10 protein-coding genes are annotated in these 23,412 nt (G+C 62.3%); 6 read left to right on the top strand and 4 right to left on the bottom strand.

Annotated features, from left to right (window positions below; all coding sequences use genetic code 11):
• Positions 1-178: 178 nt before the first annotated feature.
• Positions 179-13,162, bottom strand: a complete 12,984-nt coding sequence (locus RHP74_RS09170) for a non-ribosomal peptide synthetase (RefSeq protein ID WP_311099008.1) — start codon at positions 13,160-13,162, stop codon at positions 179-181.
• Between the two features lie 378 nt (positions 13,163-13,540).
• Here RHP74_RS09170 and RHP74_RS09165 point away from each other — a divergent pair, with 378 nt between their 5' ends.
• Positions 13,541-14,089: an RNA polymerase factor sigma-70 gene (locus RHP74_RS09165; RefSeq protein WP_010461205.1), complete on the top strand. Its 549-nt coding sequence runs from the start codon at positions 13,541-13,543 to the stop codon at positions 14,087-14,089.
• Positions 14,090-14,245: 156 nt separating this feature from the next.
• On the opposite strand, the gene RHP74_RS09160 is transcribed toward RHP74_RS09165, so the two are convergent.
• From RHP74_RS09160 to RHP74_RS09150, 3 genes are all read right to left on the bottom strand, one after another.
• On the bottom strand, positions 14,246-15,259 hold the full coding sequence (locus RHP74_RS09160) for a GNAT family N-acetyltransferase (protein WP_311099004.1): 1,014 nt from the start codon (positions 15,257-15,259) through the stop codon (positions 14,246-14,248).
• A gap of 100 nt (positions 15,260-15,359) precedes the next feature.
• Positions 15,360-16,154, bottom strand: coding sequence for a transporter substrate-binding domain-containing protein (locus RHP74_RS09155; protein WP_311099002.1), 795 nt, complete (start codon positions 16,152-16,154; stop codon positions 15,360-15,362).
• Between the two features lie 95 nt (positions 16,155-16,249).
• Positions 16,250-16,873, bottom strand: a complete 624-nt coding sequence (locus RHP74_RS09150) for a TetR/AcrR family transcriptional regulator (protein ID WP_010461210.1) — start codon at positions 16,871-16,873, stop codon at positions 16,250-16,252.
• A 178-nt stretch (positions 16,874-17,051) separates the two neighbouring features.
• On the opposite strand from RHP74_RS09150, the gene RHP74_RS09145 reads away from it, so the two are divergent.
• The 5 genes from RHP74_RS09145 to RHP74_RS09125 are packed head-to-tail and all read left to right on the top strand — an operon-like array spanning position 17,052 to position 23,334.
• Positions 17,052-18,854, top strand: coding sequence for an acyclic terpene utilization AtuA family protein (locus RHP74_RS09145; RefSeq protein WP_010461213.1), 1,803 nt, complete (start codon positions 17,052-17,054; stop codon positions 18,852-18,854).
• Positions 18,855-18,866: 12 nt separating this feature from the next.
• A complete protein-coding gene (locus RHP74_RS09140; protein WP_077747897.1) occupies positions 18,867-19,736 on the top strand; it encodes an SDR family oxidoreductase in 870 nt (289 codons plus the stop codon).
• Between the two features lie 3 nt (positions 19,737-19,739).
• The gene (gene atuC, locus RHP74_RS09135; protein ID WP_010461216.1) at positions 19,740-21,356 is read left to right on the top strand and encodes a geranyl-CoA carboxylase subunit beta; all 1,617 of its coding nucleotides are present in this window, start codon (positions 19,740-19,742) and stop codon (positions 21,354-21,356) included.
• Positions 21,357-21,382: 26 nt separating this feature from the next.
• Positions 21,383-22,540: a citronellyl-CoA dehydrogenase gene (atuD, locus tag RHP74_RS09130; protein WP_083374689.1), complete on the top strand. Its 1,158-nt coding sequence runs from the start codon at positions 21,383-21,385 to the stop codon at positions 22,538-22,540.
• Positions 22,537-23,334, top strand: coding sequence for an enoyl-CoA hydratase/isomerase family protein (locus RHP74_RS09125; protein WP_010461220.1), 798 nt, complete (start codon positions 22,537-22,539; stop codon positions 23,332-23,334). Before atuD ends, RHP74_RS09125 begins: the two co-directional genes overlap by 4 nt.
• Positions 23,335-23,412: the final 78 nt, after the last annotated feature.

Raw genomic sequence — 23,412 nt, 5'->3', positions numbered from 1 at the left:
GAGGCAGCCTGAGCCGGTCCGAAGCGGCAGTCAACGCGCAAATTCGCGCAAATTCAATGACGCCATCGCGAGCAGGCTCGCTCCCACAGGCCTGGTGTCGATCATAAAAATTGCGAACGACACAAATCCTGTAGGAGCGAGGCTTGCCCGCGAAAGGACCCGCACAGACGCTAAAGAATCAAAACCCCTCCAACTCCGCCATCAAGTCATTGAGGCGATCCACCTTCTCCTCGGTGATGTCACTCGCCGCCAACCCGTTGATGTACTCGGCCAACTCCGCCACCGTGCTGCACTCGAACATCGCCCGCAACGGCACATCCCGTTGCAAGGCTTTCTGCACCCGCGAAGCAATCTGCGTCGCCAGCAACGAATGCCCGCCCAGTTCGAAGAAGTTGTCCTGCGCGCCGACCTTCTCGACCTTCAGCACCTCGGCCCAGATATTCGCCAGTGTCTGCTCCAGCTCGGTGCGCGGCGCCTGGTAATCCTGGCTCTGCAACTGGCCGATCTCCAGCGCCGGCAGCGCCTTGCGGTCGAGTTTGCCGTTGGCATTGAGCGGCATCCGCTCCAGCCACAACCAGTGCAGCGGCACCATGTATTCCGGGAGTTCGGTACGCAGGCGTTGCTTGATGCGTTCGAGTCGCTCCGTTGGCTTGATCAAAGCATCCGCCGCGACCAAATAGCCGACCAGATGCTTGCCGTTCACGCCTTCCTGCACACCGACCGCCGCTTCGCGCACTTCCGGTTGCTCATGCAGGCGTGCTTCGATTTCACCCAGTTCGATGCGGTAACCGCGAATCTTCACTTGATGGTCGATACGCCCAACGTATTCCAGCACGCCGTCACTGCGACGTCGGGCCAAGTCGCCGGTGCGATACAGACGATCCCCCGGCGCGCCAAACGGGTTCGGTACAAATACCAGGGCGGTGCGCAACGGGTCGCTGACGTAACCACGCCCGACCCCGGTGCCGGTGACGCACAACTCGCCCACCGCCCCCAACGGCACCAGGTCCAGCGCACCATCGAGCAGGTACAAACGGTTGTTGTCGGTCGGCGTACCGATGGGCAGGTAACTGCCACGGGTCGAGGCCATGTCAACGCGGAAGAACGCCACGTCGTCCGAGCATTCCGCCGGGCCATAGGCATTCACTAGCCCGATCTCCGGGTAGCGCAGCAGCCATTGATGCGCCAGTTCCGGCGGCATCGCTTCACCGGTCGGCAGCATCCAGCGCAGGCCGTCGAGGCTCATGCGTTCCTGGGCGAGCATGCCCTGAATCAGCGACGGTACGCTTTCCAGTACCGTAATGCCCTGGGCCGACACATGCGCCAGCAACCCTTGCGGGTCATGGGCGATGGTGTTCGGCACAATGTCCACCCGCGCCCCGAACAGCGGTGCGGCGAGGAATTGCCAGACCGAAATGTCGAAGCTTTGCGAAGCGGTCTGGGCGATCACATCAACCTCGCTGAGATTCAGGTACGGCACCTTGCTCAACTGGTTGTTGAGCATGCCGCGCTGTTCGACCATCACGCCTTTGGGCAAACCGGTGGAGCCGGAGGTGTAGATCACATAGGCGAGGTTGTCCGGGCCGCTGTAAACACCCGGATTCGCCACCGATACATCGCTCGCCTGCACCTCTTCCCAGACCAGTAATTTCGGCCGGTTGGCGCAACTGAACGCCTCCAGCAGCGCGACCGCCTGTTCACGACAGGTTTGCGTGCAGACCAGCAATGGCGTGCGGCTCAGGTCGATGATCCGGCTCAGACGCTGACTCGGGAGCCCCGGGTCCAGCGGCAGATAACCCGCGCCCGCCTTGAAGCTGCCGATGATCATGCCGAGCAGATCGAGGTTACGTTCGGCCAGCAATGCCACCGGTTGATCCAGCCCGACCCCGGCCGCGATCAACGCATGACCGAGGCGGTTGCTGCGTCGGTTCAGTTCGACATAACTGTGTTGCTGATCCAGGCAACTGGCGGCAATCCGCTGCGGATGCCGAGCGACCTGCGCTTCGAACAACGCGACATAGCTTTGTTCCAGCGGGTAATCGTGCTCGCTCTGGTTGCAGCCGTGGATCAGGAAATCCTGTTCCTCGTCGCCCAGCAACGGCAGATCGGCCATGTCGCCATGGAAGCCTTCGACCAGCGCCAGCAACAATCGCTTGAACTCGCCGAGCATGCGCTCGACGGTCGATTCGTCGAAATAACGCTGGTCGTAAGACAGGTGCAGCCCCAGGTCATCCCCCGGATAGCAGACCGCCGTCAGCGGGAAGTTGGTGTGGGTGCGGCCCGAATCGGACGTGGCATTGAGGCTCTGTGCACGGTCCAGCACCGAGACTTCCACCGGGGCGTTTTCGAACACGAACAGGCTGTCGAACAGCGGTTGGCCCTTGGGCAGTTCGCTGTTTTCCTGAATGCTCACCAGCGGCAGGTATTCGTACTCGCGCAGTTGCATGTTGCTGTCGAGCAAACCACTCAACCACTGGCGCACACTGCAACGCTGATCGTCCTCGGGCATTTTCACCCGCAGCGCAATGCTGTTGATGAACAGCCCGACGGTGCGCTGCATCTGCGGCATGTCCACCGGACGCCCGGCCACCGTGACGCCGAACAGCACGTCACGATCACCGCTCAAACGTCGTAGCACCAAGGCCCACGCCGCTTGCGCAAAGGTGTTGATGGTCAGTTGATGCGCCTGCGCCAGTTCGCGCAGGCGCGCACCGTCGCGAGCATCAAGCCTTGTGTAGCGGTCACCGACGATCATGCCGCCGCTTTCACCGGCATGCTCACGCAGGAACGGCCGATCGCTCGGGATCGGCGTGGTCCGTTCGAAACCTTGCAGATTGGTTTTCCACCACTGCCGCGCCTCGGCCAGGCTCTGGCGTTGCAGCCAGCCAATGTAGTCGCGATAGCGCGGGGGCACGGTCAGTTGCGCTTCCCGGCCTTCGCCGAGGGCGGTGTAGATTTCGAAGAAATCGTTCATCAGCAGCGAGCGGCACCAGGCATCAATCAGGATGTGGTGGTTGCTCATAATGAACCAGTAACGCGCCGCGCCGACCTTGATCAAGCGCAGGTGGAAAGGTGCCTGATTGAGCAGATCGAACCCGGCTTCACGCTCGCTTTTGAGCAGCGCTTGCAGTTTCGGCTCTTGCTCGGCTTCGGCAATGTGCGTCCAGTCGAGGATCTCGATCGGCGTGCTGCCGGGTTTGTGGATCACTTGCAGCATGTCTTCGCCAACGTTCCAGCAGAACGATGCGCGCAGGGCTTCGTGGCGGGCGATCACCGCTTGCCAGGCCTGGGCGAAACGTTGCGGGTCGAGTTCGCTGTTGATGCGGTAGCGATCCTGCATGTAGTAGAGGCCGGTGCCCGGTTCCAGCAAGGTGTGCAGCAGCATGCCTTCCTGCATCGGGGTCAGCGGGTAGACGTCTTCGATGACGGCGGCCGGGATTGGCAACGCGTCGATTTGCGGCTGGGTCAGTTTCGCCAACGGGAAGTCCGACGGCGTCAGGCCTCCCGCATCGTCGCGCAGGCAATGTTCGATCAGGCTTTGCAGTTCGCCAAGATAAGCGTTGGCCAGGTCGGTGATGGCTTGCGGATCGTGGCGTTCGGCGCTGAAGGTCCAGCGCAGCACCAGCTCACCGCCATACACCTGACTGTCGACGCACAGCTCATTGGGCAGCGGCGCGCGAGGATCGTGGGCCGCGCCGACGGGCTCGTCCAGCGGACGGAACAAGGCGTCCGCGCCGAAGCTCTGGTCGAACTGACCGAGGTAGTTGAAGGTGATCGGCGCCACCGGCAACGCGGCCAGGGTCTGACGACTCAGATCATCGGCCAGATAACGCAGCACGCCATAACCCAGGCCTTTGTGCGGCACGGCACGCAGTTGTTCCTTGATCGCCTTGATCGAGGCGCCCTGCCCGTTCGCCGGCATAAGGCGTAACGGATAAGCGCTGGTGAACCAGCCGACGGTGCGGGTCAGGTCGATCTCGTCGAACAGGGTTTCGCGGCCGTGGCCTTCAAGCTGAATCAGCGCCGACTCCTCTCCGCTCCAATTGCACAGCACCCGAGCCAACGCGGTCAGCAGCAGGTCGTTGACGTGCGTGCGATAGGCACTCGGCGCCTGTTGCAGCAACTGGCGAGTACGCTCGGCATCGAGGCGCACGCTGACGGTTTGCGCATGCCGGTTCTGCCGCCCGCCCTCAGGACGATTACAGGGCAATTCGGCGTTCGGCCCGGTCAGTTGCGACTGCCACCAGCTCAGTTCTTCACGCAGGGATTCGCTGCCGGCATAGGCCTGCAAACGGGCGGACCAATCCTTGAGGGCGCTGGTTTTCGCCGGCAGTATGACCGACTGCCCGGCGTCCAGTTGACGGTAAACGGTTTGCAGATCGTCGAGCAGCACCCGCCACGAAACGCCGTCCACCACCAAGTGGTGAATGGCGATGAACAGCCGTTGTACGCCCTCGGGACCATCGACCAGCAACACGCGCATCAGCGGCCCCTGTTCGAGGTCGAGGCTGCGCTGGGCATCGGCGAACAGCGCGGCGCATTTGTCCATGGACGAAACTCGCACTTGCCACAGCACCGGCACGTTGGAAATCGCCTGATGCTCGGCGCGCCATTGCGTGTCGGTCTGGCTGAAACGCAACCGCAAGGCATCGTGCTGTTCGATTACCGCCAGCAGCGCTTGCTCCAGACGATGGGGTTCCAGCGCGACGGTCGGCTCCAGCAGCAATGCCTGGTTCCAGTGCTGACGCTCGGGAATGTCCGTGTCGAAGAACCAGTGCTGAATCGGCGTCAGACGCGACTCACCGCTGAGCAGGCCTTGCTCGGCGGTGACCTGCTCGGTGCGGGTGGCCACGGCGGCCAGGGTTTGCACGGTCTGGTGCTGGAACAGGTCACGCGGACTGAAATGAATGCCCTGCTGCCGCGCACGGCTGACCACCTGGATTGACAGAATCGAATCGCCGCCCAGTTCGAAGAAGTTGTCGTTAAGGCCCACTTGCTCGACGTTCAGCACCTCGCACCAGATGCCGGTCAAGGTCAGCTCTAGCTCGTTGCTTGGCGCCACGTAGTGTTGACGGTTGAGTTCCGGGTCCGGCGCTGGCAAGGCGCGGCGGTCGAGTTTGCCATTGGTGGTCAGCGGCATGCTGGCCAGCAGGATGAGGTGCGTCGGCACCATGTAATCCGGCAGTTGCGATTTGAGGTGATGCTTCAGCGCTTCACGCAATGCCGCTTGTTGCGTTTCGTCCTGCTCGGCGACCTCGGTCACCAGATAGCCGACCAGCTGTTTGCCGCTCGGCGCGTCGAGGGCCAGGACCACGGCTTCGCGGATCGACTCATGCTCCAGCAGACGGGTTTCGATCTCGCCCAACTCGATGCGGAACCCGCGAATCTTCACTTGATGGTCGATGCGCCCCAGATACTCCACCAGGCCATCGGCACGCTGGCGCACCAGGTCGCCGGTGCGGTACAGACGTCCGCCATCGGCGGCGAATGGGTCCGCCACAAACCGTTCGGCGGTCATGCCCGGTCGCTGGTGATAACCCTGCGCCAGACCGGCGCCACCGACGAACAACTCACCGGTCGCGCCTTGCGGTACCAAGGCCAGGTCGGCATCGAGGATGTAGGCGACCCGCGCGCCGATCACGCTGCCGATCGGCACGCTGGCCAAGCCTTCTTCCAGCTGTTCGGGTGCGAGACTGGCCAATGGCATGACCACGGTTTCGGTCGGGCCGTAGGCGTTGAAAAACAGGCTTGGTTTGAACGCCGCACGGATTCGCGTCAGGTGTTCACCGGTCAGGGCTTCGCCGCCGGTGATGCACATGCGCACCGGGAGGGTTTCGCCCTGGGTCGCCAGCCACTGCGCCAATTGGCTGCCGTAGCTTGGGGTGAAACCGAGGATGTTGATGTGGTGGCGACGAATGAGCGCGCAGATGTCTTCCGCGTCCCATTGGCCTTGGGCGCGCAGGACAACGTGCGCACCACTCAACAACGGCACCAGCAAACGCTCGGTCGCAGCGTCGAAGTTGATCGAATAGAAATGCAGTTCGCAATCGTCCGGGCGCATGCCGAAGCGCTCAATGACCGCTTGGCAATGCATGGCGATTTCACCGTGGGACACCACCACACCTTTCGGTTTGCCGGTCGAACCCGAGGTGTAAATCAGGTACGCCTGATGTTGCGGCAGGCTGATAAAGGGCAGTTCGGTGGCCGGGTAATGGGCCAACGCGGCGGCGTCCTCTTCGAGGCACCAACGGCCGACGCTGGCCGGCAATTCGCCGAGCGCGTCGAACATCGCCGCATCGCTGAGCAGCAAACCGATGCCGCTGTCCTCGATCATGTAATGCAGGCGATCGAGCGGGTATTCCGGGTCCAGCGGCACATAAGCGCCGCCGGCCTTGAGGATCGCCAGCAGGCCGACGACCATTTCCAGCGAACGCTCAAGCGCCAGGCCGACGCGAACCTGCGGGCCGACACCGCGTTCGCGAAGCATCCAGGCCAGGCGATTGGCGCGGCTGTCGAGTTCGGCGTAGCTCAGGGTTTCACCCGCAAACGTCAACGCCGGTGCGTCTTTGCGGGCGAGGGCTTGCTCGCTGAACAGGTGATGGATGCATTGATCGAGGCGATGCTCCCCCGGTTCGACGCCAAGGCTGTCCAACAGCTTTTGCTGTTCCGTGGCGTCGAGCAACGGCAACTCGCAGAGTCGCTGTTGCGGATCGCTCAGCAGCGCTTCCAGCAGATTGCGCCAGTGCCCCGCCATGCGTGCAATGCGCGGTTCATCGAACAAATCGGTGCTGTAAGTCAGGCAGCAACCCAGTCGATGATCGAGGTCGGTGACTTCCAGGTTGAGGTCGAACTTGGTCGCCCGGGCATCGTTGGCCAGGTACTCGACGGTCATGCCGGCCAGGGTGCGGCTTTGCTGGAATTCCCAGCGTTGCACGTTGCACATCACCTGGAACAGCGGGTTGTACGCGGCACTGCGCGGTGGCTGCAAGGCCTCGACCAAGTGATCGAATGGCAAGTCCTGATGGGACTGGCCTTCGATCACCGTGTGGCGCACCTGCTCGAACAATTCACCGACGGACATCTGCCCGTCGAGCTGGCAACGCAGCACTTGGGTGTTGAGGAACGCCCCGATCAGTCCTTCGCTTTCCGGGCGAATCCGGTTGGCCACCGGCGCGCCGATGCGCAGGTCGTTTTGGCCGCTGTAGCGATAAAGCAGCACGGCCAGTGCGGCTGTCATGGTCATGAACAGGGTCAGGCCGTTTTGCGCGTTGAAGGCGCGCACCCGTGCGGCGAGGTCATCGCTCAGGTCGAAACGGAACAGTTCGCCCTGATGGCTTTGCACCGGCGGACGTGGACGGTCGGCGGGCAATTCCAGCAGCGGATGTTCGCGGCCCAGTTGCGCGGTCCAGTAGTCGAGCTGGCGCTGGCGCTCACCGGATTCCAGCCACTGGCGCTGCCAGACGCTGTAATCCAGGTACTGCACTGGCAGCGGTGCCAACGGCGATTCGCGGTCATCGACGAACGCTTCGTACAGCGCGCTCAGTTCCCGGGCAAAGATGTCCATCGCCCAGCCTTCGGTGACGATGTGGTGCAAAGTCAGCACCAGATAGTGTTCGTGCTCGGCGGTCTTGACCAGACAGGCGCGCAGCAGCGGACCGGTTTCCAGATCGAACGGTTTATGTGCCTCGTCGTCAGCCAGTTGCTGCACCCGTTGCTCACGGCTGTCGGCCTCCAGCGCCGAGAAGTCCTTCCAGTCCATGCGCATGCCGGTTTGCGCATGCACCTGTTGGCGGGCCACGCCGTCGATGCTCGGGAACGTGGTGCGCAGGGTTTCGTGACGTATGATCAGCGCTTGCAAAGCTGCTTCGAAACCCCCGACATCGAGTACACCGCGCAACCGTGCCATGCCGCCGACGTTATAGGCCGGGCTGTCGGGCTCCATTTGCCAGAGAAACCACATGCGTTGCTGGGAATAAGAGAGCGGCACCGGTTGGCGGCGGTCGACGTTCTCGATGGGCGGTTGCTGGTTGGTCTTGCCGCTGGCCTGGATCAGTTGCACCTGTTCGGCAAACGCGCCCAGCTCACTGTTTTCGAACAGTGCCCGCAGCGGCAACTCAACGTCGCAGGCCTGACGGGTGCGGGAAATGATTTGCGTGGCCAGCAACGAATGACCGCCGAGGGCGAAGAAATCGTCACGCAGGCTAATCTGCGCAAGGCCGAGCACTTCGCGCCAGATGCCGGCGATTTGCTGCTCAAGCGCTGTGACCGGCTCGACGTGTTCGCGCACTTGCCATTGCGGTTCGGGCAAGGCACGACGGTCGAGTTTGCCGCTCGGGCTCAGGGGCATTTCGTCCAGGCGCATCAGCTGGGCCGGGACCATGTATTCCGGCAGCTCAGCCGCCAGTGCGGCTGTCAGGCGTGCGGTTTGAACATCAACCTGTTCAATGGAATCGGTGGCGGTGTAGTAACCGATCAATTGGCCACCGGCGGCCGTTTCGCGCACCAGCACCACGGCTTGGGCGACGCCTTCCTGGGCCAGCAAGCGCGCTTCGATTTCTTCGGGCTCGACACGGAAGCCGCGCAGTTTGACCTGCTGATCGAGGCGACCGAGGTATTCGATCACCCCATCCGCCGTCCAGCGCGCACGGTCGCCGGTGCGGTACAGACGCGCGCCCTGCACGCCCAGTGGATCGACGATAAAACGTTCAGCGGTCAGCCCCGGACGGCCCAGATAACCACGAGCAAGGCCGATGCCGCTGATGCACAGCTCACCCGGCACCCCGGCCGGCACCGGGTTGAGGTCGCTGTCGAGCACGCGGCACACCACGTTGCCCAACGGACGGCCAATCGGCGAGCGCTCGCCATCGGCGCGGACGCAGTGCCAATGGGTGACGTTGATTGCGGTTTCGGTCGGGCCGTAGCGGTTGTGCAATCGCACGGCCGGCAGTTGTTCCAGCACGCGGTTGCGCAGCTCGGCGGGTAAGGCTTCGCCACCGGAGAAGACCCGGCGCAGGCTGGTGCATTCGGCGGTCAGCGGCTCGTCGATGAACAACGAAAGCAGTGGCGGCACGAAGTGCAGCGTGGTCACGCCGTATTGCTGAACCAGCTGCGCGATGCGATGCGGATCGCGGTGCTCGCCGGGGCCGGCAATCAGCAAGCGGGCGCCGGTGATCAGCGGCCAGAAGCACTCCCACACCGACACGTCGAAACTGATCGGGGCTTTTTGCATCAGCACGTCGGTGTCGTTCAAACCGTAGGTGTTCTGCATCCATTGCAGGCGCTCGGCGAGCGCCGCGTGGGTGTTGCCGACGCCCTTGGGTTGACCGGTGGAACCGGAGGTGTAAATCACGTAGGCGAGGTTGTCGCCGTGAAGGTGCAGGCCCGGCGCCTGGCTTGGCCAGTTCTCCAGATGCAGCGCATCCATGGCGATGAAGCTGACGCCATCGGTGGCCGGCAGGCGTTCGAGCAATTGGGTCTGGGTCAGCAGCAACTCCACGCCGCTGTCGCTGAGCATGTAGGCCAGGCGCTCGGCCGGGTAATCCGGGTCCAGCGGCACGTAGGCACCACCAGCCTTGATGATCGCCAGCAGGCCGATCAGCAACTGCGGCGAACGCTCGGCGGCGATGGCCACGCAGACGTCCGGGCCGACGCCTTTGTCGCGCAGGTAATGGGCCAGGCGGTTGGCCTGGGTGTGCAGTTCGGCGAAATCGAGGCTGCCGCCGTCCCAGATCAGCGCGGTGCGTTCCGGGGTCTGGCGCGCTTGCTCGTTGAGCCGTTCCGGCAACCATTGGCTGGCCGGTGTGCACGGCGCGGCGCTCCAGGACGATTGTTGGTCGTGTTCGCTTGCGCTCAGCAGTGGCAGGTCGCCGATGGCGGTGGACGGTTGCTCGCAAATGGCTCGCAGCAGGTGGCTGAAATGCTCGGCCAGGCGCTCGATGGTCGTCGCGTCGAACAGCTCGCTGGCGTAGTCGAAGGACAGGCTCAAGCGACCCTTCTGGTCTTCTTCGCTGTGCAGTTGAAGGTCGAACTTGGCTTCGCGGCTGTGCCACGGCAGTTCTTCGGCGAGCAATCCCGGCAAGCGGCGCAGCGCGTTCAAGTCCCGTTGCTGGTGGTTGAACATCACCCGGAACAAGCCTTGTTCGCGCGCTTGCGGGAACGCTTCGAGCAGTTGTTCGAACGGCAGATCCTGATGCGCTTGCGCCCCCAGCGCGGCCTGGCGGGTTTGCGCCAGCAGCTCAACGAATGGCAGGCGCGAATCCACGTCGGCACGCAGCACCTGGGTGTTGATGAAGAAGCCGATCAGCCCTTGGGTTTCCAGGCGCGGGCGGTTGGCATTCGGCACGCCGATGCGGATGTCGCGCTGGCCGCTGTAGCGGTGCAACAGGCTCTGGAAGGCGGCGAGCAACAGCATGAACGGCGTCGACTCATGCGCCTGGGCGGTCTGGCGAATGGCATCGCTCAGGGTCGCGGCGAGCTTTATCGAGTGGCGGGCAGCACTGTGAACGTGCTGCGCCGAGCGCGGATGATCGGTGGCCAGGTTCAGCGTTGGATGCTCTTCGCCCAACTGCGTTTTCCAGTAGGCGAGTTGACGCTCGCCCTCCCCTTGCGCCAGCCATTGACGCTGCCAGCTGCCGTAATCGGCGTATTGGGTCGGCAATGCGGGAAGCGTGGCCTTTTGTCCTTGGGAAGCCGCGGCGTACAGGCGCGAGAACTCGTCGATCAGCACGTTCAGCGACCAGCCATCGGCAATGATGTGATGCATCGTCACCAGCAGTTGATGGTCATCGTCGTCGAGGCGCACCAGCGTCACCCACAGCAGCGGGCCTTTCTCCAGATCGAATTGGGTGCGGGCTTCGTCCTCACGGATGTGCAGCGCGCGGGCTTCGCGCTCCTCGGCGGGCAGTTCGCTGATGTCGATCAATTGCAGGTTGAATTCGCCCGCCACATCGACCTGCTGGAGCGCCACGCCGTCCCGTTCGAAGAAGCGTGTGCGCAAGGATTCATGACGTTCGATCAGCTGCTGGAAACTGGCGCGCAAGGCGTTTTCGTCCAGCTCTCCACGCAGGCGCAAGGCCCCGGGAATGTTGTAGGCGCTGCTGTGCGGATCGAGTTGCCAGGTAATCCAGAGGCGGTTCTGCGCCAGAGACTGTGGCATCGGTTCGTGACGCGACAGCGGAGTAATCACGCCTTGGGCCAGGCCGCCGTCCTGTTGCAGCTGAGCGACAGCGGCAGTGAAGGCGCCGAGGGTTGGCGCTTCGAACAGCAGGCGCAGGTTCAGCTCCAGTCCGAGTGTTTCACGCAGTCGCGCAACCACTTGAGTGGCGGCGATGGAATTGCCGCCGAGCAGGAAGAAGTGATCGTCGGCGTTGACCTGTTTGACCTGCAGTTGCTCGCTCCAGATCTGGCCGATCAAGGCTTGCAGTTCGGAACCCGACGCTGTGCCGGATTCGCCCTGAGCGTCCGCTGAAGGGAACAGCGCATAGCTGTCGAGACTGCCGTCCTTCAGACGATTGCGGCAGGCCGAACGTTGCAGTTTGCCGCTGGAGGTTTTGGGCAATGCGCCCGGATTGAGCAGCACCACCACGCTCGGCGCTTCCTGATACGCCTCGGCCACCGCTTGGCGGATGGCTTTGATCAACGCGTCGGGCGGGAGGATCTTCTGCACGCTGCGGCTGATTTCCGCGGCGATGCCGATGCCTTCCCGGCCATCGACAGTGACCGCGAAAGCCGCGACACGACCTTTACGCACCACTTCCACTTCGCGTTCGACGGTCTGTTCGATGTCTTGCGGATACAGGTTGTGACCGCGAACGATCAGCATGTCTTTCAGGCGCCCGGTGATGAACAGTTCACCGTCACGCATGAAACCCAGGTCGCCGGTGCGCAGCCAGGTCCGGTCGTTGTGCTGGACGAAGGTCTTGGCGCTGGCCTCGGGGTTGCGCCAGTAGCCATGGGCGATGCTAGGCCCGGCAGCCCACACTTCGCCGACGGCGTTGTCGGCGAGTTCGTTGAGCGCGACCGGGTCGACAATCAACACCGCGTGATCCGGCTGGCTGATGCCGCAACTCATGATCGCGCTGCCCTCGCCAGGCTCTGCGCGGTTTTGGGCCAGGGCTTGATCGTCCACGCGCAGGTTGCCGATGCCCTGACCGCGCGGGGTTCCGGCGACAAACAAGGTGGCTTCGGCCAACCCGTAGGACGCCATGAAACTGTCAGTGGTGAAACCGCACACCGCGAACTTTTCGCCGAAACGATTGAGGGTGTCGAGACGAATCGGTTCGGAGCCGGAATACGCGACGCGCCAGCCGCTCAGGTCGAGGCGTTCCAGCGCCGACTCACTGACGCGCTCGCTGCACAGGCGATAGGCGAAATCCGGGCCGCCGCTGATGGTGCCGCCGTATTCGCTGATCGCTTCCAGCCAGCGCAACGGCCGGCCGAGGAAATACGCCGGCGACATCAACACACACGGCACACCGCTGAAAACCGGCTGCAACAGACCGCCGATCAGGCCCATGTCGTGGTACAGCGGCAGCCAGCTGACGATCACGTCATCCGGGTTCAGATCGATACCGAAGCCATGACGGATCAGCAGTTCATTGGCCACCAGGTTGCCGTGGCTGACTTGCACGCCTTTGGGCAACGCGGTGGAACCGGAGGTGTATTGCAGAAAGGCGATGTGGTCACCGGCCAGGTTCGGCGCGACCCAGCTGGCGGCCAAGGCACCGTCGAGGGTGTCGACGCACAGCAGCGGCGGCGCACCTTCAATCTGCTGCAAGGCGTCACGCAGGCCGGCGCTGGTCAGCAGCAGGCGCGGCTCGGCATCGTTGATGATCGACAGCAAACGTTCCTGGTGATGACGTTTAGCCGACTCCGGCGGATAAGCCGGCACCGCGATCACTCCGGCGTACAGGCAACCAAAAAACGCCGCGACGTAATCCGGGCCGCTCGGAAACAACAGCACGGCGCGATCGCCGAACTCAGCCTCGGCCTGCAACGCACCGGCAATGGTTCGCGCCCGCTGATCCAGCTCGCGATAACTGAGGACCACGGCCTGCTCCGGGGTTTCGGCAAGAAAACGCAAGGCCACCCGATCCGGCGTCAGGGCCGCTCGGCGCTGGAGGGCTTGGACCAGATTGCTTGGGAGTTCGAACGCGTCGGTCATGAGGTTTCCTGCCTGAATTCGGCTTGCAAATGGAATCGGTTTTCTTACGTCACGCCCACTAAAGGGCATGCAGGACGCGGTCTTCGCCGACTGCGCAAGGCATTGGGAGTGCGGTTTTGGCCGGGATTTACCCGGCACCTTTCACCAATGAGAACGGATGACGTCTTGAAATAATTAGTCGGCAGGGTCGATCGTCAACGGAACCAAGTGCTGCACGCGAGTGCGACAGCGTGTCGCAGTTCTCACTCTGCACCACTGAGGAGCATTAGTTCTCTTTCTCAATTGACAATCATTATCATTCAGCATAATTTGTCGCTCGATGTGTAGGACGGCCACCCCCCGCCGCCCCACCAACCTATTGGCAGCAAGGTGATTTCCATGACGGAACAAGTATCCACAAGCAGGTGCGATTCACCGCTACTTCAGGCCTTTGTCGACAACCGACTGATTCTGGTCAAGATTGCAGCGCGGATTACCGGTTGCCGGTCGCGTGCTGAAGACGTGGTCCAGGATGCGTTTTTCCGGCTGCAATCGGCGCCGCAGATCACGTCATCCTTCAAGGCTCAGCTCAGTTATCTGTTCCAGATCGTGCGCAACCTGGCGATCGACCACTATCGCAAGCAGGCGCTGGAGCAGAAATACTCCGGGCCGGAAGAGGAAGGTCTGAACGTGGTGATTCAGGGCGCTTCGCCGGAAACCTCGCACATCAATTTCTCGACCCTGGAAAACATCGCCGATGCGCTGACGGAGCTGCCCAGCCGTACCCGTTACGCCTTCGAGATGTACCGCCTGCACGGCGTGCCGCAAAAGGACATCGCCAAGGAACTCGGCGTCTCGCCGACACTGGTGAACTTCATGATTCGCGATGCGCTGGTGCACTGCCGCAAGGTCTCGGGCAATCGTGTGGATACCTTTGCCCGTCGCTAAAAGCTCCAATTTGCGGTGACCCCGATCGCGAGCAGGCTCACTCCTACATTGGATCTTTGGTGTTCACCGATTGTGTGTTCACTGGAGATTCAATGTGGGAGCGAGCCTGCTCGCGATGGGGCACTCAAGGTCAGTGCAGACCTTGAGCCATAAGCATCACGCCAACTTGCACCGAGCAAAAAACCGCTCCCGCCCCAGCATCATCAACGCCGCGCGCTTGTGCGGAAAGTCGAACTCCTTCTCACAGTGGTAACCCTGGTCCTGCATGTACTTGATCATCTTCCCGTTGTCGGCGCGAGGCTCGGCGACGACTCGCTGGGTGCGCGGATCGTCGAGAAACAGGTAGTGCGTCAACGCCGATAACCAGCTCGCCACCTTGTGCGGGCCACGGTGATTTTCTTCACCCACCAGCATGTGGATACCACGGTCGTAATCGCCGGTGTCATAGAACGGCGCGATGCGATCTTCCTTGGCCCAGTAGGCTTCGAAATAGGCAAACGGCTGATCATCGAAACAACCGATCAGGGTCAGGGTGTGAGGATCGGCTTCGAGTTTGCTCAGGTACTCGCGGTGCTGCTCGAGGCTGCCCTCCTCCTGCCAGAAACTCGCGACCCGCGGGCTGTTCTGCCAGCGATTGAAACGCCCCAGGTCCAGATCGATATCCAGCGTGCGCAGGGAAATCCAGCCACCGAGCCGCGCATCGAAGCGCCGATAGACTTCACCGCGTGGTTTTAGCGGGCGCAGCGGATGACGCTTGCCGCCACTGATGACCATTTGCTGCGGATAAGTGTCGGCCTGCGCCTGGCTGAGCCACGGCTGGGGCAACTGCCAGAACAGCGTGCGTTCGCAACGGTATTGGCCGGCGGTGTCGGTGGGAATCAGCAAACCGCTCGCCAAGGCGTCGGCAGGCGATTGCTGCAGTTGAAACGTCAGGTGCTGGCACGCCGGATCACGGGCAAACAGCCAATAGCAGGTGGCCCAGAGCGCCTGACTTTCAGGCGTGTCGAAACGCTTTTCGACCTGCACCTGCACATCGGGCTCGCGCGTCAGGCGCAGCTCGATCAGCGGCTGCCCTTCCAGGCTGAGGTGCAGGCGACTTTGGGTTTCATCAGCTACAAGACGGCTTCCGTTGGGCAAGGCCAGGGCAGTCAGGTCATTCAGATGGGGCATGGGTCGGGCTCACGATAATCGTCGACAGTTCAACCCTGTGACGTGAGCCGGGGCAGGAAATTTAAGTGAAGTCGCGAATTGGCGCGACCTGCGGTGTCATTCAGGGCTTGGGCACCGCCACCACTGCAATCTTGTATGGATCGAAAATCTTCAGCATCTGCCCATTGTCCCGCAACCCTTGCAGCAACTTGCCGAACGCCTCGCCGCTGATGGGCGCGGACGGACGCAGGATCGCGTAGTGGTGATACACCTGATCGACGCGCTGCGACACCAGCAGCTGATCGGCCACGAGCTCGTTGCGCAGCAGGTAATCGCTCAGGTAGGAACGCGTCACCAAGGCAATGTCTGCCCTCCCGCGCAGCACCATCAGCAGGTTGCTGTCATGGGAATAGGTCAGCGTGGCGTCGTAGTTCTGCGCGAGGAATTTCGGGTCGGCATTGAAGTTGGCGAACTCGTAGTGATAGCCGCTGAACAGCGCCAGACGCTTGCCGGTGAGGTCGGTAAAATAACTTTGCTGGCGCTCGGGCTCACGTTGCGCGACGAAAATCTCGGCGTCTTCAAGCCCCATGTCGACGCTGACGTGGGGAATGTCCTTCCAGCCCCAGTCCGGGTTCTCGAAAATGGCCATGTCGACCCGACCTTGCTTGAAATCTCCGAATCGCCGAGGAATCGAAGTCGGCACCAGGACGAACTGATAGTCGCTCTGCGATTGATTCAAGGCTTCTACCAATTGCGGCAGCAGGCCAGTGTCGGCACCGGATTCCGGGCGCACGGTATAAGGCGGGAAATGTGCGGCACCGACACGCACCAGTTGTGCAGCCTGGGACGGCAATACCCAAACCGCCGCGAGCGACGCCAGCAAAAGCCGCGTGGCCGTCCTAATTGGCGAAGACATCAAAACAACCCACTCCCCAAAAAATACCCATCAATGCATTCAAGCTAGGCGGTTTCGGCCACTTAGCCAGTTTCCTGCTGGCTCATGACACCTTATTACTTCTCTTCGAGCACAAGAATCAATGCTTCATCGGCCAATTGATCGAGGCTCATGCTGCCGCCGGCACGAAACCAGGTGGTGGTCCAGGACAACGCCCCCGTCAGAAAACGACGCGTGATGAACACATCGCCGCGGATAAAACCGGCGTCCTTGGCTTCACCCAACACCTGCAGCCAAAGCGCTTCGTAAATATCGCGCAGCGCCAGCACCTGCGCCTGACCGTCTTCGGACAGCGAACGCCATTCGTACACCAACACCGCCATGGCCTCGCCGCTGCCGCCCATGATCGACTGCAATTCGCAGCGAATCAGCGCCAGCACCCGCTCGCGTACATTGCCGGCCTCGGCCAGGGCGGCGTGCATCAACGCCGTGTTGTAGCGGATGGTCTCTTCCATCACCGCGCGCAGGATCTCGTCCTTGCTTTTGAAGTGATGAAAAATGCTGCCCGACTGAATGCCCACGGCGCCAGCCAGATCGCGCACCGTGGTGCGTTCATACCCTTTGTTACGGAACAGGTGAGCCGCCACTTGCAGCAGTTTGCCGCGGGCGCTGTCGGGGTCGGTCAATTGGCCGCTGTCGACCAATTCGCGCATGACCCCCAGGGCTTTTTGCTCGTCCACCCATTCTCTCCTACAGTCGATCAATCAAATGCGCCGCCCGCCGCTAAAACAGCGGGGTTGCGCGGGCAATTTAAGCTGGCGACGACAACCAAGCAAGCGCTCGGGCAGAAGATATTTCAGTCGTTTACAAACCAAGCGCTTGCTTGGTAGTCTCGATGCACTTCTATCGGAGGTGGTTATGGAAAGGACTGCGCCAGAAACGATTCGCATCGGATGCGCCAGCGCGTTCTGGGGCGATACCTCAACCGCTGCTGCGCAACTGGTGCACGGTGGGCGTCTGGACTATCTGGTCTTCGACTATTTGGCAGAAATCACGATGTCGATCATGGCCGGCGCACGGATGAAAGATCCGCAGGCGGGCTATGCGGGCGACTTCATCGAAGTCCTCAGCCCACTGCTTGGGCAACTCGCCGAACAACACATCCGCGTCATCAGCAATGCCGGCGGGGTCAATCCACAGGCCTGCGCCGCTGCCTTGCAAGCGGCATGTGACAAGGCCGGGGTGGCACTGAAAATCGCCGTGTTGCTGGGCGACGACCTGCAACCGCAGTTCAAACAGCTGAGCAGCCGTGGCCTGCATGAAATGTTCAGCGGCGCGCCCTTGCCGCCGATGTGCGTCTCGACCAACGCCTACCTCGGCGCACCGGGCATTGTCGAAGCCCTTCGATTGGGTGCCGACATCGTCATTACCGGACGCGTCGTCGACAGCGCGGTCGTCAGTGCCGCGCTGGTCCATGAATTCGGCTGGTCCTGGCATGACTACGACAAACTGGCCCAGGCCGCATTGGCCGGGCACATCATCGAATGTGGCGCCCAGTGCACCGGCGGCAATTTCACCGATTGGCGCGATGTGCCCGATTACGAACACATTGGCTTCCCCATCGTCGAAGTCAGCGCCGACAGCCAGTTCATCGTCAGCAAACCCGAGGGCTCAGGCGGCCTGGTCACGCCGTTGACCGTCGGCGAACAAATGCTCTATGAAATCGGCAACCCCCAGGCCTACCTGCTGCCTGACGTGGTCTGCGATTTCACCCAGGTCAAACTTGTGCAACAAGGTAAAAACGCAGTTCAGGTGCATGGCGCCAAAGGCTTGCCGCCTACCGATCAATACAAGGTCAGCGCGACCTACCCGGACGGTTTCCGCTGCACCGCCAGTTGCCTGATCGCCGGGATCGATGCCGTGGCCAAGGCCGAACGGGTCGGCCAGGCGATCATCAACAAGACCTCGGAGATCTTCAGCCAGCGCGGCTGGGCGCCCTACAGTGAAGTGAACATCGAACTCCTGGGCAGCGAGGCCACTTACGGTGCCCACGGCCAACGCCAGGACAGCCGCGAAGTGGTGATCAAACTCGCGGTGCGCCATCCGAACAAACAGGCACTGATCGTGTTCTCCCGGGAAATCGCCCAGGCTGCCACCGGCATGGCGCCGGGACTGACCGGAATTGTCGGTGGACGGCCGACGGTGTATCCGCTGATCCGGCTGTTCTCGTTCCTCATCGACAAAACCGCCTGCACGCTGGAAATTGATCTGCAGGGCCAACGCCACCCGTGCGCCCTGCCCGCCGTCGATGTGCTCGACCCGGATGACTTGCCCGTTCCGTTCGACCCGCCGCAACCCACAGGCCGCGCCGATGCCAGCGTGGCCCTGATCAAACTCGCCGTCGCGCGCTCCGGCGACAAGGGTAATCACAGCAACATCGGCGTCATGGCCCGGGAAGCCGAGTATCTGCCATGGATCGCCGAAGCCCTGACGCCCGAGGTGATGGTCGACTGGATGAGCCATGTCCTTGACCCGATCCACGGACGTGTCGAGCGTTGGTATTTGCCCGGCACCCACAGTTTCAATTTTCTCCTGGAGAACGCCCTCGGCGGCGGTGGCGTGGCCAGCCTGCGAATCGATCCGCAAGGCAAAGCCTTCGCCCAGCAGTTGCTGGACATCCAGATTCCGGTGCCCCAGGGCATCGCCGACCAGGTCAACTAGAGGACGGTCGCCATGGCCTACGATTCGATTTTCAAAGCCGGTTTGTTTGCAGGCCAAACCATCATCGTCACCGGTGGCGGCAGCGGCATCGGCCGGTGCACCGCCCATGAGCTGGCGGCACTTGGCGCCCATGTGCTGCTGGTCGGGCGCAAGGCCGACAAGTTGAAAAACGTCGCCGCCGAGATTGCCGAAGACGGCGGCAAGGCGGACTGGGCCACCTGCGACATTCGTGAAGAAGAAGCGGTCAGGCATCTGGTCAGCGAGTTGATCCGCCAGCACGGCCCGATCCACGGATTGGTCAACAATGCCGGTGGCCAATACCCGTCGCCGCTGGCCTCGATCAATCAGAAGGGTTTCGAAACCGTGATGCGCACCAACCTGGTGGGCGGTTTCCTGATGGCCCGGGAAGTGTTCAACCAATCCATGAGCAAACACGGCGGCGCCATCGTCAACATGCTCGCCGACATGTGGGGCGGCATGCCCGGCATGGGCCACTCGGGCGCGGCGCGCTCGGGCATGGACAACCTCACCAAGACTGCCGCCTTCGAATGGGGTTATGCCGGGGTGCGGGTCAACGCGGTGGCGCCGGGTTGGGTGGCATCGAGCGGTATGGACACCTACGAAGGTGCGTTCAAAGCGGTGATTCCAACCTTGCGCGAGCATGTGCCGCTCAAGCGCATCGGCACGGAATCCGAAGTCAGCGCGGCGATTGTTTTCCTGCTCAGCCCGGCCGCCGCGTTCATCAGCGGCAGCACGTTGCGCATCGACGGCGCCGCGAGTCTCGGTGGTCGGGCGTGGCCGATTCACAAGGCGACGAACAGTGAGTCGTACAACGGTTTTCACCGCGCCTACCTTCCTGATGTGCTCAAGGACAAGGAATAAACCATGCCGGTGATCCAGTCCCAGGTAGACCCGTTCAGCGAACAGTTCGCCCAGAACCGCACGGCCATGCTGGTCGGCATCGAGCAGGTCCGCCAGCTCGAACAAAACCTGCTGAACAAGGCGGCCGAAGCCAAGCCCAAATTCGACAAACGCGGCCAGTTGCTGCCCCGTGAACGCCTCAATCTGCTGCTCGACCCTGGCGCGCCGTTCCTCGAACTGGCGAGCCTGGCCGGCTACAAACTGCACGACGACAAGGACGGCAGCTCGGCCGGCGGCGGCTTGATCGCCGGGATCGGCTACGTGTCCGGCGTGCGGGTGCTGGTGGTGGCGAATAACAGTGCGATCAAGGGCGGGACCATTTCCCCCAGCGGTCTGAAAAAGTCCCTGCGCCTGCAACAGATCGCCATGGAAAACAAACTGCCGGTGATCACCCTCGCCGAGAGCGGCGGCGCCAATCTCAATTACGCGGCGGAGATTTTCGTCGAAGGCGCGCGCAGCTTTGCCAATCAGGCGCGGATGTCGGCCATGGGGCTGCCGCAGATTACCGTGGTCCACGGCTCGGCCACAGCGGGCGGAGCTTATCAGCCGGGGCTCTCGGATTATGTGGTGGTGGTGCGCGGCAAGGCGAAGCTGTTTCTGGCCGGCCCGCCGCTGCTCAAGGCCGCCACCGGAGAAGTCGCCACCGATGAAGAACTGGGCGGCGCCGAGATGCACGCACAAACCGCCGGCACCGCCGAATACCTGGCCGAGAACGATGCCGATGGCGTGCGCCAGGTGCGCGAGATTGTCAGTCTGCTGTCGTGGAATTCACGGCTGCCGGTAGCGCCCGCCCGGTATTGGGAAGACCCGCTCTACCCGATCGACGAGTTGCTCGGGCTGATTCCCGACGATCCGAAAAAGCCCTATGACGTGCGCGAAATCATCGCGCGGATTGCCGACGGTTCGAGCTTCCTCGAGTTCAAGGGTGAGTTCGATCAGCAGACCCTCTGCGGCCATTTGCACATTCAGGGCCGCGCCTGCGGATTCATCGGCAACAACGGCCCGATCACGCCCAAGGGGGCGAGCAAGGCGGCGCAATTCATTCAGCTGTGTGACCAGAGCCGGACGCCGCTGCTGTTTTTCCACAACACCACCGGGTTCATGGTCGGCACCGAGTCGGAACAGCAAGGCGTGATCAAGCACGGCGCGAAGATGATTCAAGCGGTGGCCAACGCCCGGGTGCCTAAACTGACCATCGTCGTCGGCGGCTCCTACGGCGCCGGCAACTACGCGATGTGCGGCCGCGGCCTCGACCCGCGTTTCATCTTCGCCTGGCCCAACAGCCGCACCGCCGTCATGGGTGGTGCCCAGGCCGGCAAGGTGCTGCGCATCGTCACCGAGGCCAAACAACTCAAGGACGGCCTGGTGCCGGACCCCAAAATGCTCGACATGCTGGAACAGGTGACCGCGCAGAAACTCGACAGCCAGTCCACCGCGCTGTATGGCAGCGCCAACCTGTGGGACGACGGGCTGATCGACCCGCGGGATACCCGGACCTTGCTCGGTTACTTGCTGGACATCTGTCATGAGGCCGAAGTGCGGCCACTGCAAACCAACAGTTTTGGCGTCGCGAGATTCTGATCGCGGATCACAGGAGAACAATAAAAATGATCTTCACCCAGGAACACGAAGCACTGCGTCGCACGGTCCGCCAATTCGTCGATCACGAGATCAATCCCCACGTCGAAGAATGGGAAAAGGCCGGGCGCTTTCCCATCCACGAGATTTTCCGCAAGGCCGGCGACCTCGGCTTGCTGGGGATTTCCAAACCGGAAAAATTCGGTGGGATGGGACTCGACTACAGCTATTCGATCGTGGCGGCCGAAGAGTTCGGCACGATTCATTGTGGCGGGATTCCGATGTCCATTGGCGTGCAGACCGACATGTGCACGCCCGCCCTCGCCCGCTTCGGCTCCGATGAGTTGCGCGAAGAATTCCTCCGTCCCGCGATTACCGGTGAACAGGTCGGTTGCATTGGCGTCTCCGAAGTCGGTGCCGGTTCCGACGTCGCCGGATTGAAAACCAGCGCCCGCAAGGACGGCGACGACTACGTGATCAACGGCAGCAAAATGTGGATCACCAACTCGCCGAGCGCCGACTTCATCTGCCTGCTCGCCAACACCTCCGACGACAAACCGCACGTCAACAAATCGCTGATCATGGTGCCGATGAACACCCCGGGCATCAGCCTCAGTTCGCACCTGGACAAGCTCGGCATGCGCAGTTCGGAAACCGCCCAGGTGTTTTTCGACAACGTGCGCGTGCCGCAGCGCAACCGCATCGGCCATGAAGGCGCGGGCTTCATGATGCAGATGCTGCAATTCCAGGAAGAACGCCTGTTCGGCGCGGCGAACATGATCAAGGGCCTGGAATACTGCGTCGACAGCACCATCGAGTACTGCAAGGAGCGCAAGACCTTCGGCAGCGCGCTGATCGACAATCAGGTCATTCACTTTCGCCTGGCCGAACTGCAAACCGAAATCGAATGCTTGCGAGCGCTGGTCTATCAGGCCACCGAGCAGTACATCAAAGGCCAGGACGTCACGCGCCTGGCGTCGATGGCCAAACTCAAGGCCGGGCGCCTGGGTCGCGAAGTCAGCGACAGCTGCCTGCAATATTGGGGGGGCATGGGCTTCATGTGGGACAACCCGGTGGCCCGCGCTTACCGTGACGTGCGGCTGGTGTCGATCGGCGGCGGGGCCGACGAAATCATGCTGGGCATCATCTGCAAACTGATGGGCATCCTGCCGGGGAAAAAGAAATGAGCGCCCTGCCGGTTTGCCAGACCTTGCTGCTCGAATCCCATAACGGCGTGCTGCACATCACCCTCAACCGCCCGGAAAGCCGCAACGCCATGAGCTTGCAGATGGTTGCCGAACTGCGTGCGGTGCTCGCCGCGGTGCGTGACGATCGAGCCGTTCGTGCGCTGGTGATCGGCGGTGCCGGCGGGCATTTTTGTGCTGGCGGCGACATCAAGGACATGGCCAATGCCCGGGCTCAAGGCCCGGACGCCTATCGCGATTTGAACCGAGCGTTCGGCGCGCTGCTGCAAGAGGTGCAACACGCGCCGCAAGTGGTCATCACGGTGCTGCAAGGCGCGGTGCTTGGCGGTGGATTGGGACTGGCCTGCGTCAGCGATGTCGCGCTGGCCGATCACCTGGCGCAGTTCGGTCTGCCGGAAACCAGTCTCGGTCTGTTGCCCGCGCAGATCGCGCCGTTTGTGGTGCAGCGCATCGGTTTGACCCAGGCACGTCGACTGGCACTGACGGCCGCACGCTTCGATGGCACCCAGGCACGGCGCATGGGCTTGGTGCATTTCGTCGAGCATGACGCGCAAGCCTTGGCCGAACGCCTCGATGAAATTCTGGCCCATGTGTTGTGCTGCGCGCCGGGGGCGAATGCCACGACCAAAAAACTGTTGTTGGCGAGTGCGGGGCAGCCTTCGGACGCGTTGCTGGATGAAGCGGCCGGGTGGTTCAGCGAAGCGGTGACCGGGGCTGAAGGGGTCGAGGGGACGATGGCCTTCGTGCAAAAACGTAAACCGGGGTGGGCCCTCTAAAAGCTTCGCGGGCAAGCCTCGCGCCTACAGGTTTTGTGCCGAGCCCAATCCCGCGGCAATCGCTGTACCTGTAGGAGC

Origin of the sequence: Pseudomonas sp. SG20052, assembly GCF_031766055.1 — a bacterium.
GTDB lineage: Bacteria > Pseudomonadota > Gammaproteobacteria > Pseudomonadales > Pseudomonadaceae > Aquipseudomonas > Aquipseudomonas mandelii.
Note: the sequence above shows the minus strand (reverse complement) of the source record. Positions and strands in the feature narration are given on the sequence as shown.

What these genes read in the sequence shown, in the direction of transcription:
- RHP74_RS09155 (WP_311099002.1), bottom strand. Translation starts at nt 16,154, where the DNA reads ATGTCTTCGCCAATTAGGACGGCCACGCGGCTTTTGCTGGCGTCGCTC.
- RHP74_RS09160 (WP_311099004.1), bottom strand. Translation starts at nt 15,259, where the DNA reads ATGCCCCATCTGAATGACCTGACTGCCCTGGCCTTGCCCAACGGAAGC.
- atuC (WP_010461216.1), top strand. Translation starts at nt 19,740, where the DNA reads ATGCCGGTGATCCAGTCCCAGGTAGACCCGTTCAGCGAACAGTTCGCC.
- RHP74_RS09145 (WP_010461213.1), top strand. Translation starts at nt 17,052, where the DNA reads ATGGAAAGGACTGCGCCAGAAACGATTCGCATCGGATGCGCCAGCGCG.
- RHP74_RS09165 (WP_010461205.1), top strand. Translation starts at nt 13,541, where the DNA reads ATGACGGAACAAGTATCCACAAGCAGGTGCGATTCACCGCTACTTCAG.
- RHP74_RS09140 (WP_077747897.1), top strand. Translation starts at nt 18,867, where the DNA reads ATGGCCTACGATTCGATTTTCAAAGCCGGTTTGTTTGCAGGCCAAACC.
- RHP74_RS09125 (WP_010461220.1), top strand. Translation starts at nt 22,537, where the DNA reads ATGAGCGCCCTGCCGGTTTGCCAGACCTTGCTGCTCGAATCCCATAAC.
- RHP74_RS09170 (WP_311099008.1), bottom strand. Translation starts at nt 13,162, where the DNA reads ATGACCGACGCGTTCGAACTCCCAAGCAATCTGGTCCAAGCCCTCCAG.
- atuD (WP_083374689.1), top strand. Translation starts at nt 21,383, where the DNA reads ATGATCTTCACCCAGGAACACGAAGCACTGCGTCGCACGGTCCGCCAA.